Here is a 20,948-nt window from a genome sequence, read left to right on the forward strand (position 1 = left end):
CCTTAAACCCGATGGCCGCCTGATGGTTCAGCGATTTGAGGTGGCACAGCATGGCTGGACCGGCTCCCGACCTTGGGCTAAAGCGTTGATACGGCATTCTACATAGGAAGTCGGTGCAGTTACAGCAAGTCGCGGTAGCGGCCGACCGTATCAGGTCGGGCAGACAAGGCGAAACGTGAGCATTTTAACCCATATCCGGCCGGCAAAGGGCTGGTTTAACGCCGATTTTGCCGATTTGAGGGGCAGCGAGTCATGATGCGGGTGCTGGTCGCCCTCATTTGCGCGCTGCCGCTGCTGGAAATCGCCGGTTTCGTGGTGATCGGCGGCCGGATCGGCCTCGGCTTCACCCTGCTTTGGCTGCTGGCGGCCGGCATGGCGGGCATGGCGCTCATCCGCCATGGCGGGCTCAATGCGCTCATCAAGCTGCAGACGGCCTTGCAGGAAGGGCGCGAGCCTGGCCACACGCTGATCGACGGGGCGGTGATGGTCACGGCTGGCCTGCTGCTGATCGTCCCCGGCTTCGTCAGCGATATCCTCGCCCTCATCCTGCTGCTGCCCTTCAGCCGCAATTTCCTGCTGCGGCATGCGGCGCATCATTTCGACACCCGCGTCTATCGTTCCGGCCCCCAAGGCGGCACCCGCACGACCGTCATCGAGGGCGAATACGAGATTGTCGAGCCCGACGACACCTCGGAGCGCCCGCAAACGAACCGACCCAACCCGCTCATCATCGACCAGCGCAGCGACAACCCATGATCCTCATCCGCCACGGCCAATCCGAATTCAACGCCCATCACGACCTCACGGGCCGCGACCCCGGCATTCCCGACCCGCAGCTGACCGAATTGGGGCGCCGGCAGGTCGAAGCATCCGCGCTGAAGCTCAAGGGCCACGCGCATCCGATCCGTCGTGTCCTTGCCAGCCCCTATACCCGTGCCATCCAGACCGCCGAGATCGTGGCCGGCACATTGGGCGTGCCGATCGAGATCGAGCACAGCGTACACGAGCATGCGCATTACCATTGCGACATCGGCACCCCGCGCAGCCGGCTGAAGGAGCGTTGGCCGACTCTTGCCTTCGATCACATCGACGAGACATGGTGGCCCAATCTCAACGAGACACGCGACCAGGTGGAACAGCGCTGCCAGATCTTTCACCGCCGCGCCGCCGCCTTGCCCGATTGGCAGCATGTCGCGGTGGTGAGCCATTGGGGCTTCATCCTGCAGCTGACCGGTCATTCCGCCGTCAATGCCGAACTGGTGCCCTTCGACCCCACCCAGGAACGGAAAGCGCGGGTCAGAGCGTAAGACCCCTCACCCCAACCCCTCTCCCCGCCTGGAGGCGAATGCCGACCTTCGTCGGCGGGGCGGGGCGAGGGGCTTCTGGCCGAACTTGCTTCAAGCCCCTCGCCCCTCAGGAGAGAGGGGTTGGGGTGAGGGGCCTTCGGAGTCCACTTGCATGCCATTGCCCACACTAAAAACAAGACGCCTCACCTTGCGGCCGCTGGCGATGGAAGACGCGCCGGCGCTACATCCTTGGATGTCCGATCCCGAGGTCATGCGCTTCTGGTCGACCTTGCCGCATAAGGAATTGGCGGAGACGGAGGCCTGGATACGCGTCAGCGTCGAGGCGCAGGCGGAAGGAGCGGCCCATGATTTCGCCGTGCTTCATGACGGCAAAGTTGTCGGCCGCATGGCGTTCTGGCAAGGATCGGAGATCGGCTTCTTCTTCGATCCCGCCTGTCAGGGGCAGGGCTTCGCCAGCGAAGCGCTGAAGGCCATGATCGCCTATGCCTTCGACACGCTGGGTTTCGACGAGATCACGGCCGATGTCGATCCCGACAATGAATCCTCATTGCGCCTCTTGACGCGCAACGGCTTCATCCGCACAGGCTTTGCCAAGGATACGTTCGAGATCGGCGGCAAGTCGTTCGACAGCGTCTATCTGGCCCTGAGAAAGCAACGCGGCGCTTAGGCGAGACTTCATCCCCGGGCTTGACGGAGAAAGAGTGCCAAGACCAAGGGGCAGGAAGCGTCCCTAGAAACTCTCGTTCCAGGGCCGCAAATCGATCTCCTGGGTCCAGGCGCTGCGGTGCTGCTTGTGGACGCTGAGATAGGTCTCGGCGATCGCCTGGGGCGAGAGCAGCACGTCGTCTTCATTGACGGCGCGCGATCCGCGCGTGCCGGCAATGCCGCCATCGATGATGAAATGGGCGACGTGGATGCCCTTGGGGCCGAGCTCACGCGCCATGCTTTGCGCAAGGCCCCGCAACGCGAACTTGCCCATGGCGAAGGGGGCGGAACCCGAAAAGCCTTTGACCCCGGCCGTGGCGCCGGTGAAGAAGATCGAGCCCTTGGCCGCGGGCAGCATCAGCCTTGCCGCCCCCTGCCCCACCAGGAACCCGGCCAGCGCATTGTTGCGCAGCGCCGCTTCGACCTCGGCGGGGTCGATATCGATGATCGATCCCCGCGCCCGGTAGGCGGCATTGAAGACGACCAGTTCCGGCACGCCGAAATCGCGTTCGGCCACCGCAAACAGGCGCTCGACCGCATGCGGTTCGCAGGCGTCGCAGGCGATGGCGCGGGCGCCCAGTTCAGCCACCATGGGGGCCAGCTTGGCGATATCGCGCGCGACCAGGACCAGCTTGAATCCATCGGCGGCGGCGGCCCGGGCGATGGCGGCGGAGAGGCCGCTGCCGGCGCCGACGATGATCGCATACCGTGTCATGTGTCGGGGTTTTCCTTCATTCGCCGTTGGCGCCCCAGATTGCGCAAGGCCCATCTTCAGGGTCTAGCATATGACGTGATGACGCGGAACGGTCACAACGATTGCGCGCTGGGTTTCCGCGCCGCCTGGCTTGACGGTTGCCTGGGCTGGCAAAGGATGGTAGCGGAACGCCGACCTTTTCTTTCGATCTATGCCCTATAGGAGCCTTTCATGACCGACCAGAACCAGAACCCGGCCGCAAACGGCGCCGATGCAGCAGCGGATGCCCAGGCTGATTCGGGTCCGGCCTTGGTGGTTATGCATCAGTTCCTCAAGGATTTTTCCTTCGAGAACCCGCTTGGCTCCGACACCCCGAAGGCGCTGACCGAAGCCCCCACCGGCATGATCCGGGTCGATGTGCGCGTAAAGCCCCTGACCCCGCCCGACATCGAAGTCGTGCTGTTCATGTCGGTCGATGCCAAGATCGGCGACAAGTCGGTCTACCTCACCGAATGCGAATATGCCGGCACCTTCCGCCTGGGCCGCGTGCCGCAGGAACACGTGCTGCCGCTGGTCATGATCGAGGCGCCGCGCCTGCTGTTCCCGTTCGCCCGCCAGATCATCGCCAATGCGGTGGCAGCCGGCGGCTTCCCGCCGCTCCTCATCAACCCGGTCGATTTCGTCGCCATGTACCGCGAGCGCCGCGAGGAAATGCTGAAGCAGGCCGAAGCGCAGAAGGCGGCCGGCGCCGCCAGCTGATTTCCGCCCCAACCGTGGCCCCCGATTGATGGCTGGGAAGCGGCGTCTCACCGAGCAGGAGCTTGCCTTGTGGCAGGCTGTCGCAACGACGGTGACGCCGCTCAAGCCCAAACGCCAGAAGAAGGCGGCCCTCAAGGCCGAGGCGGTGGCGGAAACCAAGCCGGCCGGCCCCCAGCCACCTGCCAAGCGTCCCAAATCGCCGCCCAAAGGGCCGCCACCAGCGCCCAAACCGGTGGCCACGGCGGCGCCCAAGCTGCCGCCGCTCACCCCTTATCCCGCCCCCGGCACCATGCCGGGAATCGACAAGCGCCAATCCGAACGCTTCCGCCGCGGGCAGCTCGCCATCGAGGGCAAGATCGACCTGCATGGCCGCACGCAGACCGAGGCGCATGACGCCCTGCTCCATTTCCTGGAGCGCGCCTTCAAACACGGCAAGCGTCAGCTGCTGGTCATTACGGGCAAGGGCATGACGCAGTCGAAATCGGGCATCTTGAAAGCCAATGTGCCGCGCTGGCTCAACGAGCCGGTCTTCCGCCGCCTGGTGCTGGCGATCTCGCAGGCCCGCCCCGAACATGGGGGCGAAGGCGCGCTCTATGTGCTGCTGAAGCGGCAGAAGTAATTGCCATTCGTCATCCCCGGGCGAAGACCCGGGGATCCACTGCTAACACTTGAGAGACTGGATGCCCGGGTCTTCGCCCGGACATGACGACGTCGACTTACTTCCACTTCTGCAAGGTCGCTTCCGCCGCGGCGGTCACGAAGCGGCGCGGCAGCAGGCGCATGGCGATGCTGGCCAGATAATTGGTGGGCCCCACCACATGCACGCGTTCCTGACCCAAGGCGCGCAGGCCTTCTTGTGCCACGCGTTCGGCGCTGTGCATCGTCGTCATGCTGGGCTTGCCGGCACCGGCGCGCTCAAAGAAGCGCGTCTCGGTGGCGCCGGGGCAAAGCGCCAGGATATCGATCGGCTCCTGTGCCAGTTCCTCGGCCAGCGCCTCGGTATAGTTCAGCAGGAAGGTCTTGGTGGCGGCGTAAGTGGCAAAGAGCGGCATCGGCGCGAAGGCCGCGGTACTCGCCACATTGATGATGCCGGCACGCGTCGCACCCTCATGCGCGTGGCGCAGCAGCATGGGTAAAAGGCCGCGCGTGATTTCGACCGGTGCCGCGACATTCACCTGCACCATTTCCATCTCGCGCAGTTCCGAATTGTCGATGACGCGACCCAGCTGCCCGATGCCGGCATTGTTGATGACGAGATCGACCCGCGCCATTTCCGCCGCGCCGATGACGGCGTGGCGCCCTTCCGGGTCAGTAAGATCGGCCACCACGGTCCGCACCTGGCGACCGTTCAAGGCCAGTTCCTGGGCGAGCGCGTTCAAACTGTCACGGTCGCGGCCATGGAGCAGCAAGGCGGTGGCGCGCGGCAAAGCGCGGGCAAAGGCCCTGCCGATCCCTGAGGACGCCCCGGTGATGAGGGCAGATTGATAGCTCATGAAAGCTCTTTTCCACCGCGGATATTGGCTGGTGAGTCTAGGCCAGAATCAGAAGCTGGCCAACTTTTATGGGGCTGCGGCGCAAGCTGGGCAAGGAGGCGACGGCCGACCGGCCCATCGAGCCAACCTGGGCGGCTCACCAAATGATAGCCGCGCGGTGAGTCGAGGACGTCGTCATGGAGGCTCACGAGTAGCCCGCTGGCAAGGAGGTCGGCAATGACGCCCTGCCAGCCCAGCGCAATGCCCGCCCCCTGCAAGGCCTGATAGATGGCGACACCGTGATTGGTCACGACAAGACTGTGGTCGATCGATCGCGCTTTCGGCGCAAAGCGCTTCTGCCAGTCGCGCCAGGTGAACCAGCGCTGTTCGGGGTCTTCGAGATGAATGAGCGGGCCGGCCTGCAGCAGGTCAGCGGCGCTCCTTGAGGTGAGCTGCTGCGCCAAGCTGGGGCTTGCCACCGGCACGACGCGCTCTGGGAGCAACAGGCGGCTTTCGAACCCAGGCCAGTTGCCCTCGCCAAAGAGGATCGCTGCGTCGACCTCGGTAATGTCGATATCGGCGTCGCGCTCGGCCGTCACCACGCGGCAAGAGAGGGCGGAACGATCGGCCGGATCGGCGCCGGTGCGGTGCGCGGCGAGGCGCGGCAGAACCCAGAAGGCGGCGATGCCTGGATAGGTCGCGATGGTCAACATGTCTTGCGCGCCCCGGCGGCGAATCCGGCGGCTCGCTTCCGCGAGGCTCGAGAGGGACAAGGCGACTTGGCCATAGAATTCATCGGCGATGGCGGTCGGCCGTGAAGCTGGTCCCCGCTTTTCGAACAGCGCCGCACCGAGATCTTCTTCGAGCAACTTGATCTGATGGCTGATCGCCGGTTGGCCGACATTGAGCTCCGCTGCCGCGCGGGTAAAGTTGCCGAGCCGATAGCAGGCTTCAAAGGCGCGGATCGCCCGCAAGGGTGGCAGGTGGCGCATTTTTATCATCGATTTAATTGATGAACGTATCAACATTATGCCCGTTTTTACGGGCCGTCAAACCGATGATCATGCCTAAAATCAATTGATCAAAGGCCCCTGCCCATGCCGTCGCCCACCCCGCGCCCCATTCTCGCCATCTCGCGGCGCACGCGATCGACGCCTTTCACGCCGCGCGTCGAGGCTTCGGGTGTCCAGGGCTATACCGTCTACAACCACATGCTGCTGCCGACCGCCTTCCGCTCGGTCGAGGCCGATTACCAGCATCTCAAAACCCATGTGCAGGTCTGGGATGTGGGCTGCGAGCGACAGGTTGAGGTCAAAGGACCGGATGCCGCGCGACTGGTGCAAATGATGACACCGCGCGATCTTTCCAAAGCAAAGATCGGGCAATGTCTTTACGCCCCGCTGGTCGACGCAGACGGCATGCTGCTCAACGATCCGGTCATCCTGAAACTGGCCGAGGATCGTTTCTGGATATCGGTTGCGGATTCGGACGTGCTGCTGTGGACCAAGGGACTGGCCTTTGGCCGCGGGCTTGACGTCGTGGTCAGCGAGCCGGATGTGTGGCCGCTGGCCATCCAGGGACCGAAGGCGGAAGTTCTCGCGAGCCGCATCTTCGGCGAGGAGGTGCGCGGCATCGGCTTCTTCCGCTTCCGTACCCTCACCTTTCACGGGCACCCGCTGATCGTTGCGCGGTCGGGTTGGAGCAAGCAAGGCGGCTTCGAAATCTATCTCGACCGTGCCGATCTGGGGCTGCCCTTGTGGGATGCCTGCATGACAGCAGGCGCTGATCTCGACGTCGGCCCGGGCTGCCCCAATCTCATTGAGCGCATCGAAAGCGGCCTTCTCTCCTATGGCAATGACATGACAATCGCCAACAACCCGCTGGAATGCGGCCTTGATAAATACTGTCAGTTGGATTCCGCCACGTCCTGCATCGGTCGCGACGCCCTGCGCCGCATCGCGGCTGAGGGTGCTGCACGAAAAATCATGGGCCTGCGCCTGGAGGGTGGCGCGCCGCCGGCCTGTGTCGCGCCGTGGCCTGTCCGCGTCGAGGACAAAAAGGTCGGCATCGTGACGTCCGCAGCCTATTCGCCCGATTTTGGCGCCAGCCTGGCCTTTGCGATGCTGGAACGCGGCCATTGGGAGCCGGGCGGCGTGGTTGTGGTCGAGACACCGGCCGGCCTGCGGCGCGGTGTGATATCGCCCCTGCCCTTCGCCAGATCGTAGCGCGCCGGCCGGCGCCGGACGGGTGGCCGGTGACCGGCGAACCGGGGACCGGGTTGCATTCGGGATGGAGCTATGGCACCTCACAGCCATGTGCTTCACCGTTCCCAGCAACCCTGAGGACCCATATCCAAATGCCCCAGTTCCGCACCCTTGACGACCTTCAACTCGCGGGCCGGCGCGTGCTCGTGCGCTGCGACCTCAATGTGCCGATGAAGGACGGCAAGGTGACGGATGCAACCCGCATCGAGCGCTCCGCCGCCACGCTGAAGGAATTGTCGTCGAAGGGCGCCAAGGTCATCATCCTGTCGCATTTCGGCCGGCCGAAGGGAAAGCGCGCGGCGGAGTTCTCGCTCAAGCCGCTGGTCGAGCCGTTGGCGAAGGCCTTGGGCAGACACGTCGCCTTCGCCGAGGATTGCATCGGCAAGGCGGCCGAGGACGTGGTGGCCAGCCTCAAGGACGGCGAGGTGGCGCTCCTGGAGAACCTGCGCTTCCACGATGCCGAGGAAGCCAATGACAAGAGCTTCGCGGCAGCCCTGGCCCAGCTTGGCGACATCTATGTGAACGATGCCTTTTCCTGCGCCCACCGCGCCCATGCCTCGACGGAAGGCATCGCGCATCTGCTGCCGGCGGCGGCCGGCCGGTTGATGCAGGAGGAACTCGATCATCTGGGGGCGGCCCTTGAAAAGCCACAGCGGCCGGTGACGGCGCTGGTGGGCGGGGCCAAGGTTTCGACCAAGCTCGACCTTCTCGGCAATCTGGTCACCAAGGTCGATCGGCTGGTGATCGGCGGCGGCATGGCCAACACCTTCCTCTTTGCCCAAGGGATCGAGGTCGGGAAGTCGCTGGCCGAACGGGATCTCGCCGACACGGCGCGCGACATTCTGAAAAAAGCCAAGGCCGCCAATTGCACCATCGTTCTGCCGATCGACGCGGTTGTCGCCGGCGAATTCAAAGCCGGTGCCGCCAACAAAGTTGTCGATGTGAAGGCCGTGCCAAGCGACCAGATGATTCTGGATGTGGGGCCGAAATCGATCGCCGAGATCAACCGGCATCTCGATGAATCGAAGACGCTGGTCTGGAACGGCCCCTTGGGTGCCTTCGAAATCGACCCCTTCGACAAGGGCACCGTCGCGGTCGCCAAACATGCGGCGGCGCTGTCGAAAGCAAAGAAGCTGCTGTCGGTGGCAGGCGGCGGCGATACCGTGGCGGCGCTCGCCCATGCCGGGGCGGAGGGCGACTTCTCCTACATCTCGACGGCCGGCGGCGCCTTTCTCGAATGGCTCGAAGGCAAGGAATTGCCAGGCGTGACAGCACTCAACGTGACGGCGCTCAAATCATGAGTTTCGAAGCAGAGAGCGAAAGCATCGACGATCCCGTCGGCTTCTTCGGCGCCCATGGCCATCTCAACGATGCCGTGGTCGATCACCTGGTCGTCGAGGCGACCAGCCAGATCCTGCAGATCATGATCGATGATCTTTATGCCAATCTCGAAGGGCGGCCGGATTATCCGGGCGCCCGGCCCTGCTTCTTCACTTTCTACAACACCGGCAGCCTGCGCTGGGATGTCGATATCAGCGACGGGTTGCGCATCGCCGAATTGCGCGTGACGGAAACAGATGATGCGCAGCGACCGTTCCGGCTGGAGGTCGAGTTCAACATCGGCGGCATCGGGAAGAACCGGCATCTTACCGCCAATTTCGCGGCGATGGAGATGGACGACGCCGGCGATCTGCTGGAGAGCGACTGAGCGCCAAGGATCAGAAGCGTAGCGGTCAGGCCACGGAGGATACCGATAGATGCCGTCGGATCAACGCAGCATGCCAACGCCCATCTCGACCCAAGACATGGCATGGGAGGAATGGACTGACATCCCGAACTTTACCGGCCGCTATAAGCACCTGACGCGCGCTGCGACCGGGAGCGACTATCATGTCGGCATGGCGATCGAGGAATTGCCGCCAGGCATGCGCAGTGTACCGTTTCACTATCACATTCTGGAGGAAGAGCATCTCTTCATCCTGGAAGGCAGGGTGACCTTGCGCCTCGGCATGGCGCGATACGAGATGTCGCCCGGCGATTACGTCTGCTTTCCGGCGGGGCAGAAGGCCGGGCATTGCCTCATCAATGAGGGCGACGCAACCTGCCGCTACGTCGTCATCGGTGAGCGCAACCCGAACGAGGTCTGCGTCTATCCCGATTCGAACAAGGTCCTGGTGCGCGCGCTGGAACGGAGCGTGCTCGATCTTTCCGCGCGCCGTCACTATTGGGATGGCGAGGACACCGGCCTGCCGGCAGGACAAAGATCGCAGGCATCGCCGGCGCCCGCTTTGCAATCAGCTGATAGACCGCATCCGCCGATCAACATGCGCGATATCGCCTGGGAAGATCAGCAGATCGACGCGCGTTTCGGCGGCCAGGCGAAGCACCTGACCATGGCGGCCGTCGGACGCAGCTACCATGTCGGCGTCATGATCGAGGCGCCGGGTCCGGGCCAGCGTTTGGCACCACGCCACTATCACATGGTGGAAGAGGAGCAGGCGCTGATCCTGGAGGGCGAGGTGCGCCTGCTGCTGGGCGACAGGCAGCACGACCTCAAGCCTGGCGACTATGTCTTCTTTCCGGCGGGGGTCGAGATCGGCCATTCCTTCATGAATATCGGCAGCGGCCCCTGCCGTTATCTGATGGTCGGCGAACGCAGCCCGCATGATGTCTGCGTGTACCCCGATTCCAACAAGATGGCGTTGAACGCCCTGCGCAGCGAGGATTGCGTCTTTGATATGGCGGCCCGCCGCCGCTATTGGGACGGCGAGGCGAAGACTTAAGGGACGAGCGCGCTCATCAGCATCAACCAGCCGGCCCCTGCCGCGACACCAAAGGGGATCGAGCGGCGGCACAGCAGATAGACAATGACCGCCACCCCCGCCGCGCTGAGGCGCATCCACAGCGCCGTTGCGGCAACGGCACCTTGCGGCGAGACGATGAGGCGGGCGATGAGGCCGGCAAGCAACGCATAGGCGACGCAGGAGGTCCAGCGCATCAGGGCCGAATTGGGATCGATGCGGCCGGAAAGGGCCACGCCCGCCCCGCGCCAGGCATAGGTGACCAGAGCGCCCACCAGGATGAACCACCACGCGCTCGACATCAGGCCCGCCCGCGCTGGATGATGAGAAAGGCCACGGTACCACCGCCGATGCCAGTCACCAGCAATCCCCATTCGGGACTGACGAGATGGAACAGTGGCCCCGTCACGGCGCCGATAACCAAGGCAAGGCCGCGTTCCTTGCGCACCAGGTCGCCGGCAAAGAGCAGCATGAAATAGAGCGGGTTGAGAAAGACGAGGCCCAGCGTCACGGGTGTCGGCAGCACGCCCACCAGGAAGAACCCCAAGGCCGTCGCCAGCACCGTCGCCGACCAGATCACCGTCGTGAAGCCGAGGAAGAAGGGCAGGCGCTGCTCGGGCGGCATGTCAGGCGCGCGCTGCATGGCGACCGCCCAGCCGGTCAGCGCGATGAAATGGGCGGCGATATAATGGATGAGCCGTGGCTTCGCGGGGCCATCGCCCTGGCGCAGGATAGGGAGAAGTGTCACCACCATCGGCAGCAGGCGCGCATTGGCAAGACCCACGGCGATGGCGGCAGCGAGGATCGACCCGCCCACGGCGAAGATCTCGACCAGGGCGATCTGGCCAGGCAGCGCCCAGCCGGTGACGGTGGAGCCCAATCCTTGCAACAGGGTGAGGCCCGACTGATGCACGAAAGCGCCGAAACCGACATAGCTTGCCCCCAGCACCAGGGCCGGCGCGCCAATGGCCGCGCGCATGGCGGCGCGATAGGCACCCTGGGGCGAGCCGAAATCCTCGGTCCAAGCGGCGCTGGCGGTCGTATCGGGAAGGGGTGTGGTCATGGCGCGGGCAAGATAGGCGAGGACACCTTGCGGCGTCACCCGCCTTCCGCCACAGTTGAGCCATGACGGAAACGCAGATGAGAATTCAGGCTCCTATTCAAGAATGACAGCCATGCCGACCAGCAAAGACCCCAGTTTTGCAGCGATCATACCGGAAGGTGACAACCGGCTGCGCCAGGTCTGCACCGATTGCGGCTTCGTCGCCTATGAGAACCCGAAGGTCGTCGTCGGTGCCGTGGTGACTTTGGGCGAGAAGATCCTGCTGTGCCGCCGCGCCATCAATCCGCGAAAAGGCTTCTGGACCCTGCCGGCGGGCTTCATGGAACTGCATGAAAGCGCCGAAACAGGTGCCGCGCGCGAGGCGCTTGAAGAGGCCAATGCGAAGATCGAGATCGAGGCGCTGCTCGCCGCCTATACCATCCCGCGCCTTTCCCAGGTGCAGCTCATCTACCGCGCCCGCCTCATCGACCCGGCGATCAGCGCAGGCGTCGAGAGCCTGGAAGTGGGGCTCTTCGACTATGCCGACATTCCCTGGGACGAGCTCGCCTTTCCATCGGTCAACTGGGCGCTCACCCAATTCGCCAGCGTGCGGCATCTCAGCGTCTTTCCCGCCTTCGGCAACCCACCGGGCGAAACCGGGGACCATCATCCTTGAGCGTTGATGCGGTGTTGAACTGGCGCGTCGAGCGCCTCTGCCACCATGCCTGGCCGTCTCTCGATGAAGAGAGGCATGGCGATTGGGTATTCCGCTTTTCGAACGGCCTCAGCCGCCGCGGCAATTCGGCGAACCCGCTGGGACCGGAGGCCGATGACGTTTCCGCCATGCTGCAAGCGGCGGATGCGGCCTACCCGCGCCATGGATTGCCGGTGCTGGTGCGCGTGCCAGCATTGCTCGATGCCAGCGTCGAACGAGACCTCTCCGCGCGCGGCTTCGCCTCGGAAGGCGAGACGCTGACGCTTTATTGCGATCTGCCGCCAGGGCATATGCGGCGCGACCCGGATGTCCTGATCGCCCCGGCGCCGACGGAAGATTGGCTGCAGCGGATCTGGGCCTTGAAAGACCTCAGTGCCAAGGACCGCGCGACCTATCGCGCCATCGTCGCCGCACTCGATGTTCCATCTGCCTTCATGGCACTCAATATCGGCGGCGCGCTGGTGGCGATGGGGTTCGTTGCGATCGACGATCGGCTGCTGTGCATCGAATCGCTCATCACCGATCCGGCGCATCGCGGGCAAGGCCATGCCAAGCGCCTGGTGGGCGCCATGCTCGCCTTCGGCATCACCCAGGGTGTCGAGGGTGCCTGTCTGCAGGTCGTCGCTGACAATGAACCCGCGATCCGCCTCTATCGCGGCATGGGATTTTCGCGCGAGCTCTATCGGTACCGGTATTGGCGATCTGCCCCGTGATAACCGTCATCCCCCGCGAAGGCGTGGGATCCACGAGTTTCTTTCATCAGGAGCCAACAAACTCGTGGATGGTCGGCCTTCGCCGACCATGACGATCAAAGGCAGATTCGCTACCGCGGCCGTGGCTTCGCGCGGGCCGTCGGTTCGGCGATGAGCGGGTCGTCCGGCCAGTAATGTTTCGGATACTGGCCCTTGAGGTCGGATTTCACCGCCTTGTAGGCGCCCTTCCAGAAACTGGCGAGGTCCTGGGTCACCTGGACCGGGCGGCGCGCGGGTGAGAGAAGATGCAGCAGCACCGGTGCCCGCCCGCCGGCGATGCGCGGCGTTTCGGTGGCGCCGAACATTTCCTGAAGGCGCACGGCCAGCACCGGCTGTTCGGCCGTCTCGTAATCCAGCGGCACGCGCGAGCCGGAGGGAACGTCGAGATGCGTCGGCGCCAATTGCTCCAGCGCCTGGCGCTGCTGCCAGTCGAGGCTGTCGGTAAGGGCTGCATGCAGATCCAGCCGGTCGAGATGGGCGCGGCGCGACATGCCGGTAAGATGCGGCCCCAGCCAATCGGGCAGCGATGCCAGCAACGCATCGTCGGACCAATCGGGCCAATCCTTTTCCGGCAGCACGCGGCGCAGGAAGGCGACACGCGCGCGCAGCGTTCGCGCCGTGTTGCTCCAGGGCAGAACGTCGAGCCCCATCTGTCGGATGCCGTCCAGCGTCGCCGCGCGCAACAGATCCGGATCCGGCTTCTGCAGCGGTTTTTCTTCGAGCACCAAGGCAAGCAGCCGCCTTTCGCGTTTGGCCTCGACGAATTCCTCGCGCGCATTCCACGCGACCTGCTCGGCGCTCGTGATGAGGCTCGCGAAATCCACTTCGATCTCGGCCAGCGAAATGGGCGCGGCAAGATAGATGCGGGCCGATTTCTGCCCGGCATCGAGCGTCGCCACGGCAAGATAGGATTCGCGTGACAGCGGATCATCGAGGGCCAGTTCAGCGCCGCGACCTGAAGCGAGGCGGTACTGCCCCTTGCCGCCACGCTGCTGCGCCAGGCGGTCAGGATAAGCAAGCGCCACGATGCTGCCGGCCTCGCTGCGGCTGCCATCGCGTTCGGCGGCGATGCCGAGTTGCCGGCGCCAATCCTTGGCCGCTTGCTGGATGCGGGCACGGGCGCCACGATCGCCGCCACCCGATTGCAGCAACTCCAGTCGTTCGCCAAGATCAGCACTGCGGCCGGGGCCGCCGATGATGTCACGCTCAGTGAGAATCGCCGCGATGTCGCAGGCCAAAGCGCCCAGCCCGCGCGATTTTGCGATCAGCAGCATATGTGCCAAACGTGGATGGAGGCCCAGTTCCGCCATGGCGCGACCATGCGCCGTGATGCGGTGCGACGGGTCAAGCGCCCCCAATTCGCGCAGCAGTTCACGCGCCTGCGCCAGGGCGGCGGCGGGCGGCGGGTCGAGCAAGGGCAAGTTCGACGGGTCGTCGATGCCCCAGGCGGCAAGCTCCAAGGCCAGCGGGGCAAGGTCGATCTCGATAATCTCGGGGGCTGGCTGCGGCGCGAGCGCTCGTTCGCTGTTGGCGCTCCACAGGCGATAGCACGTGCCCGGCCCCAAGCGACCGGCGCGACCCCGCCGCTGATCGGCATTGGCGAGTGATACTTTCGTGGTCGTCAGCCGCGTCATGCCGGTGGCCGGATCGAAGCGCGCGACACGGCGCTGCCCGCTGTCGATGACGATGCGGATGCCCTGGATGGTGAGCGAGCTTTCGGCGATGCTGGTCGCCAGCACGATCTTGCGGCGGCCCTGCGGGTCCGGCTGGATCGCCCGGTCCTGGTCAGAGAGCGGCAGGTCGCCATGAAGCGGCAGCACGATGGCATCCGCTAAGCCACCCAGTTCACGCTCGGTGCGGCGGATCTCGCCAAGACCCGGCAGGAAGGCCAGGACGTCGCCCTCGGCTTCGTCGGCGAGCGCGCGGCGGATGGCGGCGGCCATCTGCTTCTCGATCCAGGTGGCGCTGTCATCTCCTAAGTGATGCGTGGTCACCGGGAAGGCGCGGCCTTCGCTGGTGATGCGGCGCGCCGTCGGCATCAGAGCAGCGATCGCCGCACCATCAAGGGTCGCCGACATGACGACAAGGCGGAGATCCGGCCTGAGGCTCGCTTGCGCTTCGAGAGCGAAGGCCAAGGCAAGATCCGCTTCGACGCTGCGTTCGTGGAACTCGTCGAAGATGAGCGCCGCCACACCCTTGAGCTCCGGGTCGCCCTGCAGCTGCCGCAGGAAGAGACCGGTGGTGACACATTCGATCCGTGTCTTCGGGCCAATCTTCCGATCCAGCCGCACGCGGTAGCCGGCGGTTTCGCCGACCGCTTCATCGAGATGTGCTGCCAGGCGATGTGCGGCACCGCGGGCGGCGAGGCGCCGCGGTTCGAGGAGGATGATCTTGCCGTCGCCGCGCCAGGAGGCATCGAGCAGGGCCAAGGGGACCTGCGTCGTCTTGCCGGCGCCGGGCGGGGCTTCCAGCACCAGATTGGGGCCGGCCTCGAGCGCCCGGCCGATCTCGGCCAGCACCTCGGCAATAGGCAAAAGGGGATCAAAACGCGCGATCATGCCCGCTCAATACCACCTAAATGCCTATTCTGACACGACAAATGTCAACGCGCCGGTGACGCGGCAACATTCTGTCAACTTGTCAGGTTCCTGTCAGCGGAGGGAAATAGGGTGCAGTCGTTCCCCAGCCCCCGCGACGGATTCGAAGAGTACCAAAGCCATGCGCCTGCTCCTGATCGAAGACAATGACCGCCTGTCGGAATTCCTGGAAAAGGGCCTCAGCGATGCGGGCTTTGCGGTCGACCGGGCCGGCACGTTTGCCGAGGCGGCGGCCGCTTTCGATGCCAGCCATTTCGATGCCGTGATCCTGGATCTCGGCCTCCCCGATGGCGACGGCCTGACCTTGCTCAAAGACCGCCGGTCGGGGGGCGACCGCACGCCGGTCTTGATCCTCACCGCCCGCGACGGCTTGTCCGACCGGGTGGGCGGACTCAACGCCGGTGCCGATGATTACCTCGCCAAGCCCTTCGCCATGGAGGAATTGGTGGCGCGCGTCAAAGCGCTGTTGCGCCGCCCGGGTGCTGCCCTGGGCGTGCAGCTGACGCTTGGCAACATCTGTCTCGACACCGCCGGTCCCAGTTTCATGATCGATGGGCGTACCGCGACACTGACCCGCCGCGAATTGGCGCTGATGGAGATTCTTCTGCGCCGCCCCGGCAAGGTGATCGCCCGCGGCGCCATCGAGGAGGGGCTCTACAGCTTCAGCGACGAGGTGGGCTCCAACGCTTTGGAAGTGCTGGTATCGCGCTTGCGCAAGAAGCTGGGCGGGCTGGGGGCGGACATCAACCTTCACACCGTGCGCGGCGTCGGCTACATGGTGATGGAACCCGCCAACTAGATTCGCAAGCCCCAACGGCGCTAGTCTCGCGCATGGCGAGGACCAGTTCATCATTGCAATCGCGACTCACCGTGCGCCTGCTCGGTGTGTTCATCTTTGCCTTCCTCCTCACCGGTCTTGCCACCTTCCTGCTGTCGCGCACCGACGATACCGAGCTGCCGACCGACAGCCTGCTGGGCTACATCGATTTCATCACGCCCAAGATCGTGCTGCGGCCGAACGGCGAATTCACCGTCGCTGACCTGACGCTTTACGATGAGAAGGCCTATATTCTGCGCCGGCCCGACGGCAGCGAGATTGAGCGTGGCGGCAACAAGGATACGCTGGCGGCCATCGAAACGCTGTCGGCGGCCCGCAGCGTCACGACGATGCCCACCGGCAGCTACACCCTGACCTGGCTCATCGACAAGAAGACCGAGGACAACATCTATCTGATCTCGGTCCCGCTCGTCGTCCAGGGCCGGCCCCTGATCCTGGAATTTGCCGACATCGACACGCCAACCGATTCCGGCCTTTATGCCTTGGCCTATGAATGGCTGGGTGAATTCGTGCCCGTCGGCGTACCGCTGCTCCTCGTGCTGGTTGTGGCGCTGACGCTGTCGCTGCGCTCGGCCCTGCGGCCGCTTGAGCATCTGCGGCGGCTTGCCGCCCGCATCGGCCCGCAGCAGACGGGCTTGCGCCTGCCGACGGATGACCTGCCTTCGGAACTGCAATCGCCGGTGCTCGCCATCAACCGCGCGCTCGACCGCCTCGATCATGGCTTCCAGGCGCAGCGCGACTTCCTGGCTGATGCAGCGCATGAATTGCGCACGCCGCTTGCCATTCTTTCTGCGCATCTTGATACCCTGCCACGCAGCCAGGGCAGCGATGGCCAGGGAACAGATGCGCTTAAGAGCGATGTCGAGCGCATGACGCGGCTGGTCAACCAGCTGCTGCTGGTGGCACAACTCGAATCACTGACCATCGATGCCAGCGAAACGGCCGATCTCTCGGATATCGCCATCGACCTTGCGGCCCTCTTCGCGCCGCTTGCCATCCGGCGCCAGCGCAGCGTGGGGGTGAGCGGTGCCGAGCAGCCGGTCATCGTGCGCGGCAATCGCGACGCCATCCATCAGGCGCTCCGCAACCTGGTCGAGAACGCCCTGCGCTTTACGCCGCCCGGCACCGAGGTGGAGATCACCGTCGACCAGGATGGCGGCGTCTCGGTCAGCGATCACGGCCCCGGCGTGCCGGCAGATGAGCGTGAAGTCCTCTTTCGCCGCTTCTGGCAAGGGAAGCGCCGGCGCCCGCGCGACAGCCAGGGGCGCGACAGCAGCAGCAGCGGTGGCGCCGGGCTTGGCCTTGCCATCGCCCAGCGCCTTGCTGAAACCCATGGCGGGTCGCTGCGCATCGGCGACAATCCGGGCGGCGGTGCCCGCTTTACCCTGATGCTGAGGAAGGTCAGCGGCAAACCGACGCCTTTGTCGCTGGCCGCGCCGATGCCCCTCGGATAGACCGCCGATCCTTGACAGCCCCCTAAATCCCCCTAAAGTCCGCCCGTTCCGGGCCATTTCTTGGCCGGAATCCACCCAAATCAACGGTTTCAAGGGTATCATGCTGACGATCACGTTGCCGGATGGCGCCAAGCGCGAGTTTCCGGGCCCGGTTTCGGGCGCCGAACTTGCCGCTTCCATCGGCGCCGGCCTTGCCAAGGCCGCTCTCGCCATCAAATTCGACGGCAAGGTCCGCGACCTTGCAACCGTCATCACCAGCGATGCGAAGGTCGAGATCGTCACCCGAACGCATCCCGATGCCCTGGATCTCATCCGTCACGATGCCGCCCATGTCATGGCTGAAGCCGTGCAGGAGCTTTTCCCAGGCACCCAGATCACCTTCGGCCCGGCCACCGAGACCGGTTATTACTACGACTTCCACCGCGCCGAGCCGTTCACGCCGGAGGACTTCGCGGCGATCGAGCAGCGCATGAAGGACATCGTCGACCGCGACGAGAAGATCACGCGCGAAGTCGTCTCACGCGACGAAGCGGTGAAGCGCTTCAAGGCGCTGGGCGAGACCTTCAAGGCGGAATGGGTTAACGAGATTCCGGCCGATGAGGACATCTCGCTTTATCACCAGGGCAAGTGGTTCGATCTCTGTACCGGCCCGCATCTCCCCTCTACGGGCAAGCTCGGCAAGGCATTCAAGTTGATGAAGGTCGCCGGCGCCTATTGGCGCGGTGATGCCAACAACCCGCAGCTGCAACGCGTCTATGGCACCGCCTGGGCCGATGAGAAGCAGCTCAAGGATTATCTGACGCAGCTCGAGGAAGCCGAGAAGCGCGACCATCGGCGCTTAGGGCGCGAGATGAACCTGTTCCACCAGCAGGAAGAAGCGGTGGGATCGGTCTTCTGGCACCCAAAGGGCTGGCGGCTCTATCGCAAGCTCGAGAGCTATATCCGCCGCCGTCTTGAAATCAACGGCTACCAGGAAGTGAAAACCCCGCAGATCCTCGACCGCTCCTTCTGGGAAAAATCGGGGCATTGGGAGAAGTTCCGCGAGGCGATGTTCGTCATCCCCGATGATGAACACAAGGACAAGCAGCTGGCCTTGAAGCCGATGAACTGCCCGGGCCATGTGCAGATTTTCCGCCAGGGCCTCAAGAGCTATCGCGACCTGCCGATCCGCCTCGCCGAGTTCGGCGCCTGCCATCGCAACGAACCGTCGGGTGCGCTGCATGGGATCATGCGCGTGCGCGCCTTCACGCAGGACGACGCCCATATCTTCTGCACCGAGGATCAGATCGTCGACGAGACCAAGGCCTTCTGCGACTTTCTGCTGTCGGTCTATAAGGATTTCGGCTTCGACGACGTGCGCGTCAAATTCTCCGACCGGCCGGAAAAACGCGCCGGTGCCGACGCCATCTGGGACAAGGCCGAAGATGCGCTGAAGACGGCGACGACCGCCGCCGGCCTCGAATTCACCCTCAACCCCGGCGAAGGCGCCTTCTATGGGCCGAAGCTGGAATTCGTCCTCCGGGACACGATCGGCCGCGATTGGCAATGCGGGACGCTGCAGGCCGATTTCGTGCTGCCGGAGCGCCTCGATGCCGCTTATGTCGGCGAGGATGGGCAGAAGCACCGCCCCGTCATGCTGCACCGCGCCATCTTCGGGTCGCTGGAGCGTTTCGTCGGCATCCTCATTGAGCATCATGCCGGCAAGTTCCCGCTCTGGCTGGCACCCACCCAAGTGGTGGTATGTCCGATCGTCTCGGACAGCGAACCCTATGCCAAGGAAGTTGTGCGCCAGCTGACCGCGGCCGGTCTGGTGGTGGAAACGGATTTCCGCAACGAGAAGATCAATTACAAGGTCCGCGAACATTCGCTCGCCAAGACGCCCGTGATCATCGCGGTCGGCAAGCGCGACGAAGAGGCTGGGACCGTGGCGATTCGCCGCTTAGGGGAAGAAGGACAGAAAACCTTCCCCCTGGCCGAGGCGGTTGCCGCCCTGAAACAAGAGGCAAAGTCGCCGCTTGACCGGTAATCGGCAGGAAGGTGCCCAGCGCATCTTGCCGAAATGAAGATTCTATTGGCATAATCACCTGCATACACCCGTCGATGGGAACATCGACGGGTGCGTTGCCTTTAAAGGGCAACCTCAAGCCAATACTGGCAAACCACGACAGGAGAAGACCATAGCTAGGTTCCCGTCCCAAGAAGCTGCGCCCACCCAGGACAAGGGCCCCCGCGTCAATCATCAGATCAACGTGCGCGAGGTGCGCCTGGTGAAGGAAGACGGCGAGATGCTCGGCGTCGTTTCCACCCGCGAAGCACTGACCATGGCGGCCGATGCCGGCCTCGATTTGGTCGAGATTTCGCCCACGGCCGTGCCCCCGGTCTGCAAGATTCTCGATTACGGCAAGTTCAAATACGAAGCGCAGAAGCGCAAGAACGAAGCCAAGAAGAAGCAGAAGGTCATCGAGGTCAAAGAGATCAAGATGCGCCCCGGCATCGAAGAACATGATTACGAAGTGAAGATGCGCGCGATCAAAAGCTTCCTTGGCGAAGGCGACAAGGTGAAGGTCACCATGCGCTTCCGTGGCCGCGAGATGATGCACCAGGAACTCGGCATGAAAGTTCTGGATAAGGTGCGCGTCGAGCTTGAAGACCTGATCAAGGTGGAATCCCATCCCAGGCTGGAAGGCCGCCAGATGATCATGACCATCGCGCCGAAATAACCGGCAGCAGGTCAGGAGCAAGGCACAGCGCGTCCGCTTCCCAGCGGGCGCGCTGTTTCATTTTCGGGTATCCCGATGACGGCATGGCGTGACGGCAACGACATGAAGGGAATGAGACGGCCATGATACTGACCGATTACGTCGCCCGGGCAGCGCGCTATGCGTCCTTCTTCCTCCCCGCTGCGTCGCCCTGGCCCGTCATTGCGGCGATTCCCGAGATCCTGCGTGCGAAGCTGCGCGCCCTGCCGACGGGCTATCGCCTGGACGGCGATATCGCGGTGCATGAGACGGCCGAGATCGAGCCGGGCGCCGTGGTGAAGGGCCCAGCCATCGTCGGCCCGCATTGCTTCGTGGCAAGCAGCGCCTACTTGCGCGGCGGCGTGTGGCTGGAGGAGAACTGCATCATCGGCCCGGGCGCGGAACTCAAAACCAGCCTGATGTTCGCGGGCAGCAAACTGGCGCATTTCAACTTTGTCGGTGATTCGATCCTGGGCGAAGGCGTCAATCTGGAGGCGGGCAGCATCGTCGCCAATTACCGCAACGAGATGGCCAATAAGCGCATCCTGATCGCGACACCTGCCGGCGTGGTCGATACCGGTCTCGACAAGGCGGGGGCCGTTCTCGGCGACCGGGTGCGCATCGGCGCCAATGCGGTGATCGCACCGGGCGCCTTCCTGAAACCCGATACCCTCATCGGCCGATTGCAGCTGGTCGACCAGCATCCGGCCAATGCAATCCCGCTGCGGCAGGAATAGGCCAAAGCCAGCGAGTTTCGGGCAAGGACGCGATCTTGATCCGGCGCCGCGTTGCGCCAAAATAACCGCCCAC

Annotated in this window: 22 protein-coding genes; 16 read left to right on the plus strand and 6 right to left on the minus strand. The window is 64.2% G+C overall.

Going from position 1 to position 20,948, the window contains the following annotated elements; translation table 11 throughout:
- The first annotated feature begins 252 nt into the window (after positions 1–252).
- The 3 genes from SMD31_RS08510 (at position 253) to SMD31_RS08520 (ending at position 1,974) form a co-directional block, all read left to right on the plus strand.
- On the plus strand, positions 253–756 hold the full coding sequence (locus tag SMD31_RS08510; protein WP_320500385.1) for an FxsA family protein: 504 nt from the start codon (positions 253–255) through the stop codon (positions 754–756).
- Positions 753–1,307, plus strand: a complete 555-nt coding sequence (locus SMD31_RS08515; protein ID WP_320500386.1) for a histidine phosphatase family protein — start codon at positions 753–755, stop codon at positions 1,305–1,307. The genes SMD31_RS08510 and SMD31_RS08515 overlap by 4 nt, the downstream gene beginning before the upstream one ends.
- Before the next feature lie 151 nt (positions 1,308–1,458).
- Complete coding sequence (locus tag SMD31_RS08520) at positions 1,459–1,974, plus strand: GNAT family N-acetyltransferase (protein WP_320500387.1); 516 nt, start codon at positions 1,459–1,461, stop codon at positions 1,972–1,974.
- Between the two features lie 63 nt (positions 1,975–2,037).
- Here SMD31_RS08520 and SMD31_RS08525 read toward each other — a convergent pair whose 3' ends face one another.
- The gene (locus SMD31_RS08525) at positions 2,038–2,727 is read right to left on the minus strand and encodes an SDR family NAD(P)-dependent oxidoreductase (RefSeq protein WP_320500388.1); all 690 of its coding nucleotides are present in this window, start codon (positions 2,725–2,727) and stop codon (positions 2,038–2,040) included.
- A 210-nt stretch (positions 2,728–2,937) separates the two neighbouring features.
- Here SMD31_RS08525 and secB point away from each other — a divergent pair, with 210 nt between their 5' ends.
- The gene (gene secB / locus SMD31_RS08530) at positions 2,938–3,465 is read left to right on the plus strand and encodes a protein-export chaperone SecB (RefSeq protein WP_320500389.1); all 528 of its coding nucleotides are present in this window, start codon (positions 2,938–2,940) and stop codon (positions 3,463–3,465) included.
- A gap of 28 nt (positions 3,466–3,493) precedes the next feature.
- Positions 3,494–4,084 (plus strand): Smr/MutS family protein, encoded by a 591-nt coding sequence (locus SMD31_RS08535; protein ID WP_320500390.1) that lies wholly within the window; start codon positions 3,494–3,496, stop codon positions 4,082–4,084.
- A 97-nt stretch (positions 4,085–4,181) separates the two neighbouring features.
- Here the strand turns inward: SMD31_RS08535 and SMD31_RS08540 are convergent, their stop codons facing one another.
- Positions 4,182–4,958 carry an SDR family NAD(P)-dependent oxidoreductase gene (locus SMD31_RS08540; protein WP_320500391.1) on the minus strand — a complete coding sequence of 259 codons (777 nt, stop codon included), beginning with the start codon at positions 4,956–4,958 and terminating at the stop codon, positions 4,182–4,184.
- On the minus strand, positions 4,955–5,929 hold the full coding sequence (locus tag SMD31_RS08545) for a LysR substrate-binding domain-containing protein (protein ID WP_320500392.1): 975 nt from the start codon (positions 5,927–5,929) through the stop codon (positions 4,955–4,957). Before SMD31_RS08545 ends, SMD31_RS08540 begins: the two co-directional genes overlap by 4 nt.
- 105 nt (positions 5,930–6,034) lie before the next feature.
- Here SMD31_RS08545 and SMD31_RS08550 point away from each other — a divergent pair, with 105 nt between their 5' ends.
- The 4 genes from SMD31_RS08550 (at position 6,035) to SMD31_RS08565 (ending at position 9,984) form a co-directional block, all read left to right on the plus strand.
- On the plus strand, positions 6,035–7,162 hold the full coding sequence (locus SMD31_RS08550; RefSeq protein ID WP_320500393.1) for a dimethylsulfoniopropionate demethylase: 1,128 nt from the start codon (positions 6,035–6,037) through the stop codon (positions 7,160–7,162).
- A 131-nt stretch (positions 7,163–7,293) separates the two neighbouring features.
- Positions 7,294–8,502, plus strand: a complete 1,209-nt coding sequence (locus SMD31_RS08555; RefSeq protein ID WP_320500394.1) for a phosphoglycerate kinase — start codon at positions 7,294–7,296, stop codon at positions 8,500–8,502.
- Positions 8,499–8,909 carry a hypothetical protein gene (locus tag SMD31_RS08560; protein WP_320500395.1) on the plus strand — a complete coding sequence of 137 codons (411 nt, stop codon included), beginning with the start codon at positions 8,499–8,501 and terminating at the stop codon, positions 8,907–8,909. Before SMD31_RS08555 ends, SMD31_RS08560 begins: the two co-directional genes overlap by 4 nt.
- Before the next feature lie 70 nt (positions 8,910–8,979).
- Positions 8,980–9,984 (plus strand): cupin domain-containing protein, encoded by a 1,005-nt coding sequence (locus SMD31_RS08565; protein ID WP_320500396.1) that lies wholly within the window; start codon positions 8,980–8,982, stop codon positions 9,982–9,984.
- Here the strand turns inward: SMD31_RS08565 and SMD31_RS08570 are convergent.
- Together SMD31_RS08570 and SMD31_RS08575 are read right to left on the minus strand one after the other, a co-directional pair.
- The gene (locus tag SMD31_RS08570) at positions 9,981–10,304 is read right to left on the minus strand and encodes an AzlD domain-containing protein (protein ID WP_320500397.1); all 324 of its coding nucleotides are present in this window, start codon (positions 10,302–10,304) and stop codon (positions 9,981–9,983) included. The two genes, SMD31_RS08565 and SMD31_RS08570, sit on opposite strands and share 4 nt — an antisense overlap.
- Positions 10,304–11,104, minus strand: coding sequence for an AzlC family ABC transporter permease (locus SMD31_RS08575; protein ID WP_320500398.1), 801 nt, complete (start codon positions 11,102–11,104; stop codon positions 10,304–10,306). The genes SMD31_RS08570 and SMD31_RS08575 overlap by 1 nt, the downstream gene beginning before the upstream one ends.
- Before the next feature lie 73 nt (positions 11,105–11,177).
- On the opposite strand from SMD31_RS08575, the gene SMD31_RS08580 reads away from it, so the two are divergent.
- A complete protein-coding gene (locus SMD31_RS08580) occupies positions 11,178–11,720 on the plus strand; it encodes an NUDIX hydrolase (protein WP_320500399.1) in 543 nt (180 codons plus the stop codon).
- Positions 11,717–12,472 carry a GNAT family N-acetyltransferase gene (locus tag SMD31_RS08585; protein WP_320500400.1) on the plus strand — a complete coding sequence of 252 codons (756 nt, stop codon included), beginning with the start codon at positions 11,717–11,719 and terminating at the stop codon, positions 12,470–12,472. Before SMD31_RS08580 ends, SMD31_RS08585 begins: the two co-directional genes overlap by 4 nt.
- A gap of 110 nt (positions 12,473–12,582) precedes the next feature.
- On the opposite strand, the gene hrpB is transcribed toward SMD31_RS08585, so the two are convergent.
- Positions 12,583–15,069, minus strand: a complete 2,487-nt coding sequence (gene hrpB, locus SMD31_RS08590; RefSeq protein ID WP_320500401.1) for an ATP-dependent helicase HrpB — start codon at positions 15,067–15,069, stop codon at positions 12,583–12,585.
- Between the two features lie 160 nt (positions 15,070–15,229).
- On the opposite strand from hrpB, the gene SMD31_RS08595 reads away from it, so the two are divergent.
- The 5 genes from SMD31_RS08595 to SMD31_RS08615 all read left to right on the plus strand — a co-directional run bounded on the left by SMD31_RS08595 (position 15,230) and on the right by SMD31_RS08615 (position 20,875).
- Positions 15,230–15,907 carry a response regulator transcription factor gene (locus SMD31_RS08595; RefSeq protein WP_320500402.1) on the plus strand — a complete coding sequence of 226 codons (678 nt, stop codon included), beginning with the start codon at positions 15,230–15,232 and terminating at the stop codon, positions 15,905–15,907.
- Between the two features lie 53 nt (positions 15,908–15,960).
- Entirely contained in the window at positions 15,961–17,400 is a 1,440-nt protein-coding gene (locus SMD31_RS08600) for a sensor histidine kinase (protein ID WP_320500403.1), read from the plus strand.
- Between the two features lie 100 nt (positions 17,401–17,500).
- Entirely contained in the window at positions 17,501–19,426 is a 1,926-nt protein-coding gene (thrS, locus tag SMD31_RS08605) for a threonine--tRNA ligase (RefSeq protein WP_320500404.1), read from the plus strand.
- Positions 19,427–19,577: 151 nt separating this feature from the next.
- Entirely contained in the window at positions 19,578–20,120 is a 543-nt protein-coding gene (infC, locus tag SMD31_RS08610; protein WP_320501017.1) for a translation initiation factor IF-3, read from the plus strand.
- A 122-nt stretch (positions 20,121–20,242) separates the two neighbouring features.
- Complete coding sequence (locus SMD31_RS08615) at positions 20,243–20,875, plus strand: DapH/DapD/GlmU-related protein (RefSeq protein ID WP_320500405.1); 633 nt, start codon at positions 20,243–20,245, stop codon at positions 20,873–20,875.
- The last annotated feature ends 73 nt before the right edge of the window (positions 20,876–20,948 follow it).

Source organism: Dongia rigui (assembly GCF_034044635.1).
In the GTDB taxonomy this organism is placed as follows: Bacteria; Pseudomonadota; Alphaproteobacteria; order Dongiales; family Dongiaceae; genus Dongia; species Dongia rigui.

What these genes read in the sequence shown, in the direction of transcription:
- hrpB (WP_320500401.1), bottom strand. Translation starts at nt 15,069, where the DNA reads ATGATCGCGCGTTTTGATCCCCTTTTGCCTATTGCCGAGGTGCTGGCC.
- SMD31_RS08565 (WP_320500396.1), top strand. Translation starts at nt 8,980, where the DNA reads ATGCCAACGCCCATCTCGACCCAAGACATGGCATGGGAGGAATGGACT.
- SMD31_RS08595 (WP_320500402.1), top strand. Translation starts at nt 15,230, where the DNA reads ATGCGCCTGCTCCTGATCGAAGACAATGACCGCCTGTCGGAATTCCTG.
- SMD31_RS08560 (WP_320500395.1), top strand. Translation starts at nt 8,499, where the DNA reads ATGAGTTTCGAAGCAGAGAGCGAAAGCATCGACGATCCCGTCGGCTTC.
- secB (WP_320500389.1), top strand. Translation starts at nt 2,938, where the DNA reads ATGACCGACCAGAACCAGAACCCGGCCGCAAACGGCGCCGATGCAGCA.
- SMD31_RS08540 (WP_320500391.1), bottom strand. Translation starts at nt 4,958, where the DNA reads ATGAGCTATCAATCTGCCCTCATCACCGGGGCGTCCTCAGGGATCGGC.
- SMD31_RS08535 (WP_320500390.1), top strand. Translation starts at nt 3,494, where the DNA reads ATGGCTGGGAAGCGGCGTCTCACCGAGCAGGAGCTTGCCTTGTGGCAG.
- SMD31_RS08555 (WP_320500394.1), top strand. Translation starts at nt 7,294, where the DNA reads ATGCCCCAGTTCCGCACCCTTGACGACCTTCAACTCGCGGGCCGGCGC.
- SMD31_RS08580 (WP_320500399.1), top strand. Translation starts at nt 11,178, where the DNA reads ATGCCGACCAGCAAAGACCCCAGTTTTGCAGCGATCATACCGGAAGGT.
- SMD31_RS08570 (WP_320500397.1), bottom strand. Translation starts at nt 10,304, where the DNA reads ATGTCGAGCGCGTGGTGGTTCATCCTGGTGGGCGCTCTGGTCACCTAT.
- SMD31_RS08615 (WP_320500405.1), top strand. Translation starts at nt 20,243, where the DNA reads ATGATACTGACCGATTACGTCGCCCGGGCAGCGCGCTATGCGTCCTTC.
- SMD31_RS08520 (WP_320500387.1), top strand. Translation starts at nt 1,459, where the DNA reads ATGCCATTGCCCACACTAAAAACAAGACGCCTCACCTTGCGGCCGCTG.
- SMD31_RS08525 (WP_320500388.1), bottom strand. Translation starts at nt 2,727, where the DNA reads ATGACACGGTATGCGATCATCGTCGGCGCCGGCAGCGGCCTCTCCGCC.
- SMD31_RS08510 (WP_320500385.1), top strand. Translation starts at nt 253, where the DNA reads ATGATGCGGGTGCTGGTCGCCCTCATTTGCGCGCTGCCGCTGCTGGAA.
- thrS (WP_320500404.1), top strand. Translation starts at nt 17,501, where the DNA reads ATGCTGACGATCACGTTGCCGGATGGCGCCAAGCGCGAGTTTCCGGGC.
- SMD31_RS08515 (WP_320500386.1), top strand. Translation starts at nt 753, where the DNA reads ATGATCCTCATCCGCCACGGCCAATCCGAATTCAACGCCCATCACGAC.
- SMD31_RS08550 (WP_320500393.1), top strand. Translation starts at nt 6,035, where the DNA reads ATGCCGTCGCCCACCCCGCGCCCCATTCTCGCCATCTCGCGGCGCACG.
- SMD31_RS08545 (WP_320500392.1), bottom strand. Translation starts at nt 5,929, where the DNA reads ATGCGCCACCTGCCACCCTTGCGGGCGATCCGCGCCTTTGAAGCCTGC.